The organism is Bombilactobacillus apium (genome assembly GCF_013385145.1).
GTDB lineage: Bacteria > Bacillota > Bacilli > Lactobacillales > Lactobacillaceae > Bombilactobacillus > Bombilactobacillus apium.
The window spans coordinates 50,440-65,486 of record NZ_JABZEC010000003.1 but is presented as its reverse complement, the minus strand read 5'-3'; the positions used below and the strand labels follow the sequence as shown (position 1 = coordinate 65,486).

At 41.6% G+C, this 15,047-nt stretch carries 14 protein-coding genes and 1 other annotated feature; of the genes, 9 read left to right on the top strand and 5 right to left on the bottom strand.

All coding sequences use genetic code 11. From position 1 onward, the window contains the following. Positions 1–52: 52 nt before the first annotated feature. On the bottom strand, positions 53–865 hold the full coding sequence (locus HU830_RS03775; RefSeq protein WP_228765782.1) for a 2-keto-4-pentenoate hydratase: 813 nt from the start codon (positions 863–865) through the stop codon (positions 53–55). 214 nt (positions 866–1,079) lie between these two features. After that, positions 1,080–1,316 (bottom strand) — a binding site (T-box leader). A 318-nt stretch (positions 1,317–1,634) separates the two neighbouring features. Here HU830_RS03775 and rpsL point away from each other — a divergent pair. From rpsL to HU830_RS03750, 5 genes are all read left to right on the top strand, one after another. Then, complete coding sequence (gene rpsL / locus HU830_RS03770; protein WP_176942462.1) at positions 1,635–2,048, top strand: 30S ribosomal protein S12; 414 nt, start codon at positions 1,635–1,637, stop codon at positions 2,046–2,048. A gap of 47 nt (positions 2,049–2,095) precedes the next feature. Further along, positions 2,096–2,566 (top strand): 30S ribosomal protein S7, encoded by a 471-nt coding sequence (gene rpsG / locus HU830_RS03765; protein ID WP_176942461.1) that lies wholly within the window; start codon positions 2,096–2,098, stop codon positions 2,564–2,566. Between the two features lie 33 nt (positions 2,567–2,599). Beyond that, positions 2,600–4,690, top strand: coding sequence for an elongation factor G (gene fusA / locus HU830_RS03760; protein ID WP_176942460.1), 2,091 nt, complete (start codon positions 2,600–2,602; stop codon positions 4,688–4,690). Positions 4,691–4,834: 144 nt separating this feature from the next. Continuing rightward, positions 4,835–6,370, top strand: coding sequence for a BspA family leucine-rich repeat surface protein (locus HU830_RS03755; RefSeq protein ID WP_176942459.1), 1,536 nt, complete (start codon positions 4,835–4,837; stop codon positions 6,368–6,370). 170 nt (positions 6,371–6,540) lie between these two features. Beyond that, the gene (locus tag HU830_RS03750) at positions 6,541–7,893 is read left to right on the top strand and encodes a cytosine permease (protein ID WP_176942458.1); all 1,353 of its coding nucleotides are present in this window, start codon (positions 6,541–6,543) and stop codon (positions 7,891–7,893) included. A 62-nt stretch (positions 7,894–7,955) separates the two neighbouring features. Here HU830_RS03750 and HU830_RS03745 read toward each other — a convergent pair whose 3' ends face one another. From HU830_RS03745 to asnB, 4 genes are all read right to left on the bottom strand, one after another. Then, entirely contained in the window at positions 7,956–8,408 is a 453-nt protein-coding gene (locus HU830_RS03745) for an HIT family protein (protein WP_176942457.1), read from the bottom strand. A gap of 147 nt (positions 8,409–8,555) precedes the next feature. Beyond that, complete coding sequence (locus HU830_RS03740; RefSeq protein WP_176942456.1) at positions 8,556–8,894, bottom strand: hypothetical protein; 339 nt, start codon at positions 8,892–8,894, stop codon at positions 8,556–8,558. A 131-nt stretch (positions 8,895–9,025) separates the two neighbouring features. After that, the gene (locus tag HU830_RS03735; protein ID WP_176942455.1) at positions 9,026–9,427 is read right to left on the bottom strand and encodes a hypothetical protein; all 402 of its coding nucleotides are present in this window, start codon (positions 9,425–9,427) and stop codon (positions 9,026–9,028) included. A gap of 258 nt (positions 9,428–9,685) precedes the next feature. Continuing rightward, positions 9,686–11,644, bottom strand: a complete 1,959-nt coding sequence (gene asnB, locus HU830_RS03730; protein WP_176942454.1) for an asparagine synthase (glutamine-hydrolyzing) — start codon at positions 11,642–11,644, stop codon at positions 9,686–9,688. A 667-nt stretch (positions 11,645–12,311) separates the two neighbouring features. Here asnB and HU830_RS09020 point away from each other — a divergent pair. The 4 genes from HU830_RS09020 (at position 12,312) to HU830_RS03715 (ending at position 14,979) form a co-directional block, all read left to right on the top strand. Continuing rightward, positions 12,312–12,446 (top strand): hypothetical protein, encoded by a 135-nt coding sequence (locus HU830_RS09020; protein WP_267463537.1) that lies wholly within the window; start codon positions 12,312–12,314, stop codon positions 12,444–12,446. Positions 12,447–12,599: 153 nt separating this feature from the next. After that, positions 12,600–12,797, top strand: a complete 198-nt coding sequence (locus HU830_RS08840; protein ID WP_228765780.1) for a PTS transporter subunit EIIC — start codon at positions 12,600–12,602, stop codon at positions 12,795–12,797. Between the two features lie 28 nt (positions 12,798–12,825). After that, on the top strand, positions 12,826–13,245 hold the full coding sequence (locus HU830_RS03720; RefSeq protein WP_176942453.1) for a sterol carrier protein domain-containing protein: 420 nt from the start codon (positions 12,826–12,828) through the stop codon (positions 13,243–13,245). Positions 13,246–13,314: 69 nt separating this feature from the next. Then, a complete protein-coding gene (locus HU830_RS03715; protein ID WP_228765778.1) occupies positions 13,315–14,979 on the top strand; it encodes a peptide ABC transporter substrate-binding protein in 1,665 nt (554 codons plus the stop codon). Positions 14,980–15,047 lie beyond the last annotated feature (68 nt).

The window sequence follows — 15,047 nt, the reverse complement described above, 5'->3', positions numbered from 1 at the left end:
AGTAGGTATTACGGTTTTTCGAAATTTAATTCACTGCCGACAAGAGCTGGACTTAGTCACCGGTAACTTGGAAGAAAACAGCTCCGAGTCCTTGATCAAAGGTGACTTTCCAATTTCCATTCGTTAGTGATTCGGGAATGAGGAAGGTTCCGCTAGAAACCTTTTGACCAACTTGAAGCGGGTTATCTTGTTCTTCCAGCTTTTCAACTAGCCAGTGCAAAGATTTGAGCGGATTTCCGAGAACTTCCGAGGAAGCACCTTCCTTGAGTTTTTTTCCGTCATGGAATAGTTCACATTTGACGTGCGCCAAATCATCGACCTTTTCAAAAAGCAGGTCTGTATCCACTTCAGGGCCATAAACCACATATCCACTCACCGCGGCATCAGACATCACGAGATATTTAGAAAGGCTAGGGAACCAGTCGCTGAAACGAGCATCAGGAACTTCTACCGCGGGTGCCACTTTAGTTTTATGCATTAAATCTGCCAAAGAATCTTTGCTAGTAAGTTGCTCTTTAGCTGTAAACATCATTTCAACTTCGGCCAAGGGCTCCATCAATTCGCCGCGATGCAAAGTAGCTGGTGATTGGACAAGATGGCTTTTAACTTCGGTTCCGTAAAGCGGGCAGTCGGAATCAAACATATCTTGAGTTTCTTGGCTAGTTAAGGAAACTTTATAACCGCCGACTTCTTCTTGTTTGAGTTCGGTGAAGTGGCTTTGCACGCGATAAGCGGATTCCTCAGTGGTTACCAGACCGTCAAAGTCAGATTTTTCTAGGGGTTCGTGGCTTTGGTAAGCCTGAAATAATTTATCAGCTAATTCGGTTTCGGAAGTTGATAAGGTGGTGGTGGTGGTTTGAGTCATGATTAAATCCTCCATAGATTTTAATTTAGCAATTTTTTGCTCCGAGTCAGAAAATAAAGTTTTACTGGATAAGAAATTCAGGCTTAGGAAACCTGAATTTAAGCTAGCTTCTTGTTTGAGCTCCTAATCTGGGATTCCATAAGCCCTCACCACCTTTAATAGTTTTAATTAGTCCCAAAGAAAAAGCGTCCTTAACTATCCCGCTCATGGGATAGTTAAGGACGCTGCTGCGTGGTACCACCTTGAATTTGTAATCCTATCACTAGAATTACCTCACACGTACGGCTTGTGCGATACGCTGACACAATAATGGGTGTACCCAATGCAATCTAATTGAAGTTTAATCACATAGCTCGGAGATGATAGTCATCTAATCTCATGAATTGCTTCGCACTAACCAGCAATTCCCTGATCACAAGAAAAAGATTACTTTTCTCTTCATCACTTTTTAATTCCTTAACGATCGCCATTAATCTACACCCCCAATTTTTAAATGTCAACCTTTTTAATTTTCTAGAAAAAACGAGCAGTGCGGACGAATAACGAAAACGAATTCAAATTTCGAGGATAAAAATTTTTTTCGAAGATAAAAAACTTCTTGATTAACTGGATGACCTTGGTTGACAGAGTAGATTAAAGGTGATAAGCTAACAATTGTGTTTTTTGAGAGTTAAGTAAGCTTATATGAAGCTCGATTAACGAGGGGTAGTTTCTTTAAAAAAGAACCACCTGGATGTGTGTACTTGAAAAATTTAAGGAGGAACTTTTAATGCCAACAATTAACCAATTGGTACGTAAAGGTCGTAAAACAAGAACTTCGAAGTCCGACTCACCAGCTTTGAACTTCGGCTATAATAGCATGAAGAAGATTGCTACTGATAATCCAGCACCACAAAAACGGGGCGTTGCTACTCGTGTAGGAACCATGACACCTAAGAAGCCAAACTCTGCTTTACGGAAATATGCCCGTGTGCGTTTGTCAAATTTAATTGAAGTTACCGCTTATATCCCTGGAATTGGTCACAACTTGCAAGAGCATAGTGTGGTTCTAATTCGGGGTGGTCGGGTAAAAGACTTACCTGGTGTGCGTTATCATATCGTCCGGGGTGCTTTAGATACCGCCGGTGTTGACGGCCGGATGCAAGGTCGTTCCAAATATGGTACTAAACGTCCCAAGAAATAAATTATTAATTTACTAATTTTAATCATTGAATTTTTAGGAGGATATTCATGCCAAGAAAAGGTAGTGTCTCAAAACGCGATGTTTTGCCAGACCCAATTTATAACTCAAAGCTTGTAACACGCTTAATTAATCACTTGATGGTTGATGGTAAACGGGGAAAAGCTTCAACTATCTTGTATGACGCTTTTGATATTATCAAGGACAAGACGGGAAATGATCCGGTTGAAGTTTTTGATGAAGCAATGAAGAATGTAATGCCTGTTTTGGAAGTTAAAGCTCGCCGGATCGGTGGTTCTAACTACCAAGTACCAATTGAAGTTCGCCCAGAACGACGGACAACTTTAGGTCTACGTTGGATTGTTAACTATGCTCGTTTACGTGGTGAACATACGATGGATGAACGTTTGGCATCCGAAATTATGGACGCTGCTAATAATACCGGTGCTGCTGTTAAGAAACGGGAAGATACCCATAAGATGGCTGATGCAAACCGGGCTTTCGCACATTATCGCTGGTAATCTGCGGATTATTGAGAGGAGTACTATTATCTAATGGCTAATAAACGTGAATTTCCTTTAGAAAAAACACGTAATATCGGAATCATGGCCCATATTGATGCCGGTAAGACAACGACAACAGAACGAATTTTATACTATACAGGTAAAATTCATAAAATTGGTGAAACTCATGATGGAGCTTCCCAAATGGACTGGATGGCCCAAGAACAAGAACGGGGCATCACCATCACTTCTGCAGCTACAACTGCCGAATGGAAAGGCAATCGAATTAACATCATCGACACCCCAGGACACGTGGACTTCACGATTGAAGTTGAACGTTCCTTGCGGGTTTTAGATGGTGCGATTACTGTTTTGGATGGTCAATCTGGGGTTGAACCACAAACTGAAAATGTTTGGCGGCAAGCAACAACTTATAGCGTTCCCCGGATTGTTTTCATCAACAAGATGGATAAATTGGGTGCTGACTTTGATTATTCAGTCCAAACCATCAAAGACCGTTTAGATGCAAAACCAATTTCGATTCAAATGCCGATCGGTGCTGAAGATGATTTCGAAGGGGTCATTGACCTAATCGAAATGAAGGCCGATTTGTATGACGAAGATGAATTGGGCGCTAAATGGGATACCGTTGATGTTCCTGATGAATACAAAGAAGAAGCTGAAAAGCGGCGGACTCAAATGATCGAAGCTTTGGCTGACGTTGATGACGGGATTATGGATAAGTACCTTGATGGTGCTGAAATCAGTAATGACGAAATCAAAAAAGCGATCCGGAAAGCGACAATCAACTTGGAATTGTTCCCAGTCTTAGCTGGTTCAGCTTTCAAGAACAAGGGTGTACAGATGTTGATGGATGCCGTGGTTGATTACTTACCATCACCACTTGATGTCCGTCCATATAACGCTACTGATCCTGAGACTGAAGAAGAAGTAGAATTAGTTGCTGATGACAACAAACCTTTTGCTGGCTTGGCTTTCAAAATTGCTACTGATCCTTTCGTTGGTCGTTTAACTTACTTGCGGGTTTACACCGGAACCTTGGAATCTGGTTCTTATGTTTTGAACGCAACTAAAGATAAGCGGGAACGGGTTGGTCGTTTACTCCAAATGCACTCCAACCACCGGAAAGAAATCCCAGAAGTATTCTCTGGTGATATTGCTGCGGCAATTGGTTTGAAGAATACGACAACTGGTGACTCCTTAACCGATCCTAATCATGCTTTGATCTTGGAGTCAATGGATATTCCGGCACCAGTGATCCAAGTTTCCATCGAACCGAAGTCCAAGGAAGACCGGGACAAGTTAGATATTGCTTTGCAAAAACTAGCTGAAGAAGACCCAACTTTCCAAGCTGAAACGAACCCTGAAACTGGCGAAACTTTAATTGCTGGGATGGGTGAATTACACTTAGACATCATGGTTGACCGGATGCGCCGGGAATTCAAGGTGGACGCTCAAGTTGGGGAACCTCAAGTTGCTTATCGGGAAACCTTCACCAAGAAGGCTTCTGCCGAAGGTAAATTTGTTCGTCAGTCTGGTGGTAAAGGTCAATATGGTGACGTTTGGATCGAATTCGAACCAAACGAAGAGGGTAAAGGCTTTGAATTTGAAGATGCCATCGTTGGTGGGGTTGTTCCGCGGGAATATATTCCATCAGTTGAAGCTGGTTTGAAAGATTCCATGGCCAATGGGGTCTTAGCTGGCTATCCATTGATTGATATCAAGGCTAAGTTATACGATGGTTCTTACCACGAAGTCGATTCCTCCGAAGCTGCCTTCAAGGTTGCTGCTTCCATGGCTTTGCATAATGCGGTTAAGGGTGCTGGAGCAGTTATCCTTGAACCAATTATGAAAGTGGAAGTTGTAACCCCAGACGATTACCTAGGTGACGTTATGGGTCAAGTTACTGCTCGTCGGGGCCGGATTGAAGGAATGGAAGAACGAGGCAATGCTCAATTAGTTAATGCTTTCGTCCCATTATCTGAAATGTTCGGTTATGCAACTACCTTACGTTCAGCAACTCAAGGTCGGGGAACTTTCACCATGACCTTTGATCATTATGAAAAGACACCAAAGAGTGTTCAAGAAGAAATTATCAAGAAAAATGGTGGCAATGCTTAGTTAATAAGCAAAATCCAAAGTACGATTCGAGTTTTCGAATCGTACTTTTTTAATCTCAGAAAATTGAGCTGGCAAACAAAATAATTGAGCTTGGCAGGAGAAATTATTTATAATTAGGGATAGTAAATTAAGGCGGAAAAAATAATGGTGCATGGGAAAAGGCAATTATTCTGGATTGCTCAGATAATTTTACTAATAATTTGCGGGATTGTTTTATTCAAAAATCCTGGACAAGCAGCCGACCAAGGAACTTCTCCGAAAGAATCATCGGCAACAACTGTGGCGACTAGCCAAGAAGATCCGTGGTGGGAAGTTAAAGATGATGTCTTAACCCTTTATCCGCATCAAATTAATCTCCCAGTCATCCAGGGTCGCGGTGATTGGCCCTGGGAGAGTCAACGGGCGACGATTAAAGAAGTGGTTATTAAACCAGGAGTTCAAGTACTAGGCTCAGCTTTTGGGATGTTTGAAGGTTTAACGCAAGTTCAAAAATTTACGGGGCTAACTAATTTAGATACGAGCCAAGTGACGGATATGCACACTATGTTTGCTGATTGTCCCCAGTTGATGGAATTGGACGTCAGTCGGTTAACGACCGATCAGGTACAAAGCTTTTCAGGAATGTTTCGCCAAGATCAGTCTTTGACCAAGTTGGATTTGACTAATTTTCAGACGGGTAAAGCAACTTCCTTGCGGTCGATGTTTAGTGGTTGCCGGCAACTGCAACAATTGGTTGGTCAGCATTTTGATACGCGTCAAGTAACGGATATGGGTTACTTATTCGCGAACTGTGAAAAATTGACGTCAATTGCTTTAAGCCACTGGCAAACTCCCGCGGTCGTCAATTTTGGAGATATGTTTTCCAACTGTCAGGCTGTGCAAAAATTAGACGTGCAACACTTTGATTTACAACAGGCAACGAGTGTTTTAGAGATGTTTGCCGGTTGTCAGAATTTGTTGCAACTTGATTTGTGGTCTTGGCAGATGCCCCGGGTTCAAAAAACGACGCGGATGTTAGAAAAAACTCCGAAATTATGGAAATTAAGTTTGGGTCCCCAAACGAATATTGGGCAAGCCAATTTGCCCGCGGCTCCGGGACAAGGTACCCCATTTCCAGAAGATAATGACTATCTCAGTCAAACGACTAATTGGCAAGCGCTAGGAGCGGGAAGTGATTATCATCCGCAGGGGGCTAAGCTATCAGCTGCTCAAATAATGCAAAATTATCAAGGGCAAACACCCCCACCCAATACGGAGACCTATGTTTGGGAGCCAGCAGCAGCCGAAACTTTTTATTTACAGACGGTTCCCCTTAATTTGACTTTTGGTCACTTTATTGTGGGGCAAAAATGCTTATTATTGACCCCTGATGACCAAAAGATCATCGTGATTGATCAAAGAGCCCAGCGGGCGGGAAAAAAATGGCGGGTGGAGGTCGTGGCGACCCCGTTTCAAACTGATAAGCAACAGCTAGTCGGACAAGCTTTGCAGTATCAAGGACAGTCTCTCGCTCAAGCAGTGACTATTTTTCAGGCGACAAGTAGGGCAGATAAAGAAAGTTATTCTTGGCAAAAGGCTCCCAGTCAAGGAATAGTCTTTAACTCAGCGGCCATTAAAAACGCCTCACCGGGAGAATACCATAGTACGGTAACTTATACTTTAATGAACAGTTTGAATTAATTGCTGATTCAAATTTTATTTGACAACGGGTTTTTTTCTGCTTAAAATGCAACTTAACTGAAAACTTTTTAAGGAAGTCCTGCGAGGCTTCCAAGGGTGCGCTTAATTGAAGTTAAGATTTCATCACGCCCAAAATTTCGAGGCGTGATTTTTTATTTGGAGGAGAAGATATGAAGTTTTTCCAACGTTATGCGGTGCCAGAAGCTGCCCAGCAGATGTCTAATTGGGACCTATTTGCGACTTGGCTGGGGGCTAATGCCAATAATGGGACTTGGTACATTGGTGGGGTTATTGCTGCTTGCGGGCTAGTAACCGCCAGTTCTTTATTAATCGTGACCGGCTGTTGTGCTTACTTATTATTAATGTGTGTTTCTTTGGCGGGCTATCAGACCAAATTACCGACGATGACTTTAATGCGAGGAGCTTTTGGAATTCGTGGCTCAATCATTCCCTCATTAATTAATATCGTGCAGTTCATTGGTTGGACAGCAGTCAATACTTATATTGCCGCCCTTTCGGTCAGTTATATTTTTCAAGAATTATTTCATTGGTCTAAAAATCAACATTGGGGAATTATTATCGGGATTATTATCATGTCGATTCTGCATTTGTTGAGTATCTCTTTGGGAGAGCGTTCAGTCCGCTTAATTGAACGTTTTGGGATGATTCTAGTGACGATTTTCGTCATCTGGGAATCGATCGTTGTTTTAAAAATGGTCCCTTTTTCAGACTTATTAGTTTGGCGTCCTAGTGGACATTTTCGCCTGCCTAGTGGGATAGCAATTGATTCTTTAGCGGCTTTTAATTTGGCTTGGGTGACAGCGGCAGCTGATTTTAGTCGTTATGCCCGGCACCAAAAGGCGGCTACTTGGGCTTCTTTTTGGGGGGCCAATTTAGGCTTGATTTGGTTTGCCTTGATGGGAATTATTGCGACAATTGCGAGCGCGATTTTATTGGGAAAGTTTGATCCCAATAATTCAGATCCGAGCACGGTTGCGGCACAATTAGGGCTCGGGGTTTTAGCTTTGATTGTCATTATGTTGACCAGTACAACCGCCAATGCGGTTAATTTGATGGCTGCCGGGTCAGCGGCAACGAATATTTTTTCCAAATTACCTTTGAAGCCGGCTTTGTGGATTGTAACCATAGCTGCGGCGGTAGTGACTTTTATTCCCGTCTACGTCACAACCTTTTTGGAAACTTTTAAGTGGTTTTTGGATGCGATCGGGATGTTCTTAGGACCAGAAGTAGCCATCTTTTTAGTTGATTACTTTTTGATTCACCACAGTCACTACGCAATTGATGAGTTTGATCAGCCCACGGGACCTTATTGGTATTTTCATGGCTGGCATTTACCGGCTCTGGGAAGTTGGATCTTGGGTGTCGGTATTTATCTGGGACTCAAACAAGTTGCGGGGATTAATCAAACCGTCGGAGCAACTTTCATCACGATTCTGATTACGGCTGCCATCTATTATGCTTGGCGTTCTTGGACTGTCTCGAGAATATCAAGAGCAGAATAATTTTAAAAAAACAAACAGACTGCTGAAATTTTCGGCAGTCTGTTTGTTTACAGTGAAAGTAGCTATTGACGTTTAATTAAGGCTTGGGTTAGTTCTTGTCTTAAAGCGGCGTGTTGTTTGGAATCATATTGGTATTGAGGAGCAGTCCAATGTTCCGGGCTATATAACCAAACGGGTTTGGAAAGTCGTTGAGCGGGCTCACTTTGATAACGAGGGAAAATATGAGCATGGAGGAAATTATCTGTGTTTCCTAAAATATCATAATTAATTTTATGAGGATAACAAACTTTAATTAGCGCGTCACCTACTAGGCTCATTGACAGCAAAAAGGCCGAACGTTCAGGGAGAGTTAGATCATTTAGGCTTGTTACTTGGCGTTTCGGGAGCAGAACTGAATATCCCGGAAGAAATTGGGTATCACCCAAAGCGACAAAACCTCCGGCTAATTCCGCCATGATCATGGGATTAGTTCCGTTAAGAGCAGCCGCAATTCGATTTTGTGACCAAGAAGACATTAAAAGTTCTCCTTTTTGAAGTTCATTTCAGAAAATTATTTTTAAAAAGTAAAGTTCGATTTTTTTATTTTTCTCCAGTAGAGTTACAGCTAGAAGTTGAAGGTCCACGAAGGGTGTAAAAGCCAGTTAATAAGGTGACTAAACCGGCTAAAATAGCCAAGACTTTGTGGGAGAAAGTAAGTTAACGATGGTTAAAAAGAGAGTATTCCCGAGTGGTGCCCCGATTAAAAGGAGGGTTTTGAAGATGGCAATGGTCGAACTGAGATGTTGGGTATCCGCCTGAACAAAGATTTCGCTATGAAGCTGGGGATTAATTTTACCTAGCGGATAAGCCGCTAAAATAATGCTGGCCAACATGAGAACTGGATTTTTCCAGTAAACGAAAGTACTAGCAAAAATTGTGAGAGCACTTGTAGTAATGAAGATCAAGGTTGGCAGAGATAGTTTTTGTCCTCCATCGCCCATCCAAAGAGTGGAAATAGTCATGGCTAGCGAGCTTAAGATGCTGATAGAGGCAATAGTATTACCAAAATTACCTAACCAAAGCTGTGAGGTCGTGGCTAAGAAAACCGCGGCTAGACCATCAAGTGAAGCTCCGAGGAGATTGACAGTGACGGCTAAAGCGAGCGTGATTTTGAGAGTGGGGTGAGCAGTGATAATTTTGCCAGCTTGATGAAGATTTTAAAAAAGCTTTCTGGAGAAAGACTCTGGTTAGGAGACGATTGCTGCTCTGTTTGATCAATCTTTTGGAGAATTTTGCGGTCATGCCACAAAACTGCACCCGCTAAGAAAAAAGAAACCGCGTTGATGAGTCCAAAAAGAACGAAGTTATGATGGAGAAGGACAATTAGGCTAGCTCCTAGGGCTTGAAAAATCAGTGAAATTAGGTTGTTGATTCCGGTCGAAAAACCTAGAGCCATCTGGTAGTCAGCTTTTTGAGTTAAAAACTGTTTTTCGTAATGGAGGATCAGATTGGACGTATAGTCGGCAATTAGATCAGATAGTAAATTGATGAGCAATAAAAAAACAGTAGATATTTTTATTTTACTTCCCAAACTTTGAAAAATAATTTTACTTCTTGCTTGTCCAGAGTCGCTTTTACAAGCAGTAATTTTTATTTTTTAACTCCTCTTAAGAAGATTTAAGGTTGGGTAATCTCAAGAAAGAATAATAGTTTTTTAATAGCTTGGCGACCAAGCTGGGAGTAACTTTTCCAGAAGACAAAAAAAGACCAATGAAGGGAAAATTCATTGGTCGAAGATAAATTGGCGTTGTTTTTAAACGAGGCTTCCATTAGCCATAAATTCCGCGACATCGGGTTGAACGTGACCGTATTCTTGAACAGTTTTTTCGAAATCGATGAAGTAGAGCCGATACCAAGTGAGGAAAGTATAAATATTCCAAATTTGGCGGCGAGCATCAATCTTTCCCGCAAAATTATCATCAAGAAGTTTTAGAATTCGGTCTTGATTGAAGAATTCTGCTACCCATTCTTGTTGGAAAAGTTCCCGGACTACTTGGCAATACTTTTCTTCACGCAGCCAAGTCTTGACTGGAACGGGAAAACCAAGTTTCGGCCGTTGCGCCCAGTCAGCTGGCAAGTGCCGTGAGGCAGCTTTTCGGAAAATATATTTAGTATCTTTACTATTGATGAGCCACTTAGAAGGAATGGAGTTGGCTAATTCGGCCACTTTTCGGTCTAAGAAAGGAACCCGTAATTCCAAGGAGTGGGCCATCGAAATTTTATCTGCTTTTTGTAAGATGTCATTGAGCATAAAGTGATGCAAGTCAATATATTGCATTTGCTTAACGTCTTCAGCATCTTGAACTTTAGCGAAGTCCTTTTGGTAGATGCCATTGACCGTGAGGTCATTTTGATAGTCAACTTGGAGAACACCGTTAGCCTGTTCAGAAGTGAAAATTGTCGGCTGTTGGGGATCATAAATGAAAGCTTCACCAACATAATATTCGCTGGGCTTGGCAGTTTGACTGTAAAATTGGACGCGGCCAGGGAAATTAGGCATCTTTTTTACTCCGCGAGCCAGATGGTAACGAACGGACCGCGGAAGTTTGTGGAGACCACTAGCAAAAATCTTAATTACCATATTTTTGGTATGCATCCCGTAGTTAACGTAACCAGCGAAAAGTTCGTCGGCACCTTCGCCGGAAAGGGCGACAGTGACTTTCTTGCGCGCTAAACGGCACAAATACCAGAGGGGAATTACCGATGGGTTACTATCGGGTTCGTCTAGGTGGTACTGCATTTCGGGAAAATCGCGAAATGCTTCATCACCATCAACTGTTGTTTGGTTGAAATGAAGTCCTTGTTCGTCCGCTAACTCTTTGGCGACACTAGCTTCGTCATAAGGACCGTTATCAAAGTTGACACTGAAAACTTCATGCGGCCGCAAAACGGAAGTTACATAACTGGAATCCACGCCTTCTGATAGGAAGCTACCGACTTTCACATCGGCGATATTGTGGGCTTTAATTGATTCCGTTACAGTTTGATCGATCGCATTAATTGTCTCTTGTGCGGAACGTTGGTGATTGATTTCGTAGTGAGCGTCCCAGTATTCGTGAATCTGGAGATCTTCACCTTGAAGTTCAAACCAATGTCCGGCGGGAAAACGATAAACATTTTTAAAGAAAGTTTCATCTAAATCATTATATTGATTCATTAAGAAAGGTTTCAATGCAGTTGGATTGAGTTCTTTATGAAAATGGGGATGTTTTAGGAAGGCTTTGATTTCAGAGCCGACAATGAAAGTTTCATTTTCATGATAATAGTAAAGAGGTTTAATACCAAAGAAGTCACGCGCGCCGAAAAGCTTTTGCTTATTATTATCCCAGATGAGATAGGCAAACATCCCCCGCACACGTTGCAAGGTGCCTTCCATGCCCCATTCTTCGTAACCATGTAGTAAAACTTCAGTATCGGTCTGCGTTTTGAAAGTATGGCCGGCGCTAACTAATTCGGAGCGTAAATCTTGAAAGTTGTAAATTTCGCCATTAAAAGTAATGACGACAGAATTATCTTCGTTATAAATCGGCTGCTTGCCGCCTTGAAGGTCAATAATACTTAAGCGCCGAAAGCCCAGCGCCACTTGATCATTGAGATATTGACCACTGCCTTGAACATTTGGTCCGCGGTGTTCAATCATTTTCATCATTGACTTAATAGTTGTTTCCTTGTCAGTGATTGTGGGATCGCTAAACGCAATAATTCCGCACATTAATATTTCCTCCTCTGCACTGATATCCTTAGTTTAATGAAAGGGACTAAGGGTGTCAATTTGCAAACGAATCTAAGTTGTGAAAAGAGGTAAAAAAGCGCTTTTAGACAAAGCAAAACGGTTACATTTTGACTTAGTTGCCAAAAAATTGGTCTAGGATCACGGAATTTAATTTAAGTGGGGGAAAAAGCTGCTCCATCTATTAATTGAGAAAGCCTAGACATTTTTTAAAATAAGCTTGATTATTAATTGAAAACGTTTTATTATATTTTTGGACAAAGTTTTCTTGGAGGAGGACGAAGATGTAAAAGCATTGATGAATTGGTTTCAAAAGCAAATAATTCCTTTGATGACTAAAGTGGGAAATAATAAATATTTAGTAGCAATCCGGAATGGTCTAGTCCTGACCTTGCCGGTTCAGTGTTTTTGATTTTTAGCAATCTATCGATTTCTGCCTGGCAGCAACTGATCAAGCCTTATGGTGATTTGATTAGTGTCGCAGTCAACGGATAGTTTGGGATTATTTCGCTCTTGGCGGTCGTGGGGATTGGTTATGAATTAGCCCAGTCTTTAAAAATTGATCTCTTTCTTCTTCAGGCTTGTTTACAGCGATTATTACCGCTTTAATTACGGTTATTATTTTTGATTTTTTGTTCGTCATCATTTCGTGATTAAATTACCAGCCGGGGTTCCCGCTGCAGTCTCCAATTCTTTTGTGGCCTTATTGCCGGGGATTTTGGTTTATACTTTCTTGGTCAGCCTCTTGTGGGTTTGTGGAATTCATGGCGATATGGCCTTATAGGGAATTGCGGACCCTATTTTTCTCTAACTTCTGGCTGCCAATGCCCCGGCTTTAGCGCATCATCAGCCACTTCCGTATGTGACAGCCTCTGGTTTTTCTAGTTTGTTGGTCAATGTTGGCGGGACCTGAGCGACGATCACTTTGGTCGGATTGATGCTTTTTAGTAAAGCCAAAACTTATCGGGATTTAGGGCTGGTGGCCTTTCCTAGTGCCCTATTTGAAATTAATGAACCGGTAATTTTTGGTTTTCCGATTGTCATGAATCCCTTGACGATGCTGCCCTTTATTTTTATCCCGTTAATTTTAGCCGCTAGTTCTTCACTATTGGTTGGATTAATGCACCTTCAGTGATGGTTCCCGTGGACTATGCGGCCAATATTTGCTTCAATTTGTGAGTCATCATTGGAATACTTTTAATAAATTTACTTCGATTACCCCTAGTTCCAGATATCATAACAATTGGCTGGCGGATCCGGCTATTTTGACAACACAAATTAACCCCTACATGATGGTGCGAATTGTCAATTTGGCTGATTTTTTGGAGCGTTACCCTTATCAAAAATCAGAATTTGAACCGATTACTTTAGTGGTCCAAGATGCTAATCTGCCGGAAAATACGGGAGTTTGGCAAATTCAACGGGTAGCCGGTCAAACGCAATATCAAAAATTAAGTGCCAAAGCAGAAACCAAAGGAATTTCTATTCAACGCCTTACCTCAGTCTTATTAGGGAGTACAAAATTACAGGATTTAAGGCGAACGGGAGAAAATCCCTGGTCACCAACTACTACTCAGCATTAGCACAGATAGTGGCCACTGAACCGCCAGAGTTTAATGATTATTTTTAAATTCTTTTGATGGAGGAATAAGATGACTATGAATTATTCGATAAAAGATAACTTGTTTACAATAATAACCGTTTTACTTTTACCCTTGACCCTTAGTGCTTGTGGAAAACAGTCTACTTCTTCTCAATCCAAGGCGAAAATCCAGACAACTGCTAAATTATCGGCCAATTATCCAATTACAACTCTGGATATTTCGACAGCTCGTGGTTTTGACCAAGCCAGCAATCTAAATGACAGTTTGTTATATCTCAATTCAAAGAAAGAACCGGTACCGGCTTTAGCAGAGAAGGTAACCGTCGCTAACTCTGGGAAAACTTATACTTTCAGAATCCGCCGGGGAGCTCAATTTAGTAATGGGGATCCGATTACGGCGCAGAGTTTTGTCTATTCTTGGCGGCGAACTTTGAATCCCCAGACCAAGTCTTTGCATACCTACCTTTTTGAGGGCATTACCAATGCCCAAGCCGTTAGTTCTGGAAAAATGGATCCTAGTGCTTTGGGAGTCAAGGCTCTAGATGATCACACTTTACAGGTTCGACTAGATTATCCGATCGCTTATTTTAAGAAATTGCTTACCTATTCTGTCTTTGCCCCCCAAGATCGAAAGATTGTGGAAAAGTATGGTAAAAGCTATGGACAATCCAAACAGACCACTGTTTTCTCAGGACCTTATGTTATTGAAAAGTGGTCACCGGAAGCCCATAATTGGATTTTTAAGAAAAACCCCCGTTACTGGGATCGCCAAGTGGTCCGTACGAAACGAATTGAAATGTATTTGGCTAGCGATCCCCAGACAAGTCTGATGATGTATCAATCGAAGAAATTAGATTTTACGATTATTAAGGGCGATCAAGTGACTCAATATGCGCAGAGTAAGGAATTATATCGCGGTCCATATTCGTATATGAACTATCTAGAATATAATCAAAAGGTGGCTGATCCACAGTTACGTCGTGTTTTTCAAAATCGAAACCTCCGACGAGCAATCTCTTTGACAATTAATCGGCGCCAAATCGCCCAGAAAATCTTAGATGGTTCTGCTTTAGTGCCCTCAGGACTAGTTACGCGTTATTTAGCCAATAACCCACGAACTCAAAAAGACTTTGCCGATGATCAAGCTGGCAGTCAAAGTGTAGCCCATGATATCACTCTGGCGCGTAAATTGTGGCGGCGGGGGTTACAAGAAGTGGGTACGCAAAAGGTGGCTTTTACTTTAACCTTATCTGATGATTCTAATAATAAAAAGGTAGCGGAATATCTTAAATACGTCACGGAAAAGAATCTCTCAGGCCTAAAGATCACCTTGCAACCAGTTCCCAGCAATTTGGCTTATCAACGGAGTGTTACCCATAATTATGAAGCTGAATTGGCAGGACGAGGAGCTGACATTGCTGATCCAATAGCCTTCTTGCAACCGTTAATGACTAATAATCCCCTTAATCGAAATCAATGGTCGAACAGGAAATATGATCAATTGGTCCGGGAAGCTAGTTATACCAACAATCAAGATCAAAATATCCGTTGGCAAAAGATGTTAGCTGCGGAGAAGATCTTGCTGGATCAACAAATTGTGACCCCCCTGTATCAAAATTATAATAGTTATTTGAAACGTCCCTATGTCCACGGAATTACCCATAATACAACGGGGCCACAGTGGAACTATAAGTACTTATATCTAAAAAAATAAAATAATCTAAAATGATCCGTTGAAAAAATTATTTTTCAACGGGTCATTTTAGTATTCAGAAAACATAG

Coding starts and splice junctions, on each gene's coding strand:
- HU830_RS03740 (WP_176942456.1), bottom strand. CDS start 8,894: ATGACTATTTCCACTCTTTGGATGGGCGATGGAGGACAAAAACTATCT.
- HU830_RS08840 (WP_228765780.1), top strand. CDS start 12,600: ATGCTTTTTAGTAAAGCCAAAACTTATCGGGATTTAGGGCTGGTGGCC.
- HU830_RS03745 (WP_176942457.1), bottom strand. CDS start 8,408: ATGTCTTCTTGGTCACAAAATCGAATTGCGGCTGCTCTTAACGGAACT.
- rpsG (WP_176942461.1), top strand. CDS start 2,096: ATGCCAAGAAAAGGTAGTGTCTCAAAACGCGATGTTTTGCCAGACCCA.
- HU830_RS03755 (WP_176942459.1), top strand. CDS start 4,835: ATGGTGCATGGGAAAAGGCAATTATTCTGGATTGCTCAGATAATTTTA.
- HU830_RS03715 (WP_228765778.1), top strand. CDS start 13,315: ATGACTATGAATTATTCGATAAAAGATAACTTGTTTACAATAATAACC.
- rpsL (WP_176942462.1), top strand. CDS start 1,635: ATGCCAACAATTAACCAATTGGTACGTAAAGGTCGTAAAACAAGAACT.
- fusA (WP_176942460.1), top strand. CDS start 2,600: ATGGCTAATAAACGTGAATTTCCTTTAGAAAAAACACGTAATATCGGA.
- HU830_RS03750 (WP_176942458.1), top strand. CDS start 6,541: ATGAAGTTTTTCCAACGTTATGCGGTGCCAGAAGCTGCCCAGCAGATG.
- asnB (WP_176942454.1), bottom strand. CDS start 11,644: ATGTGCGGAATTATTGCGTTTAGCGATCCCACAATCACTGACAAGGAA.
- HU830_RS03775 (WP_228765782.1), bottom strand. CDS start 865: ATGACTCAAACCACCACCACCACCTTATCAACTTCCGAAACCGAATTA.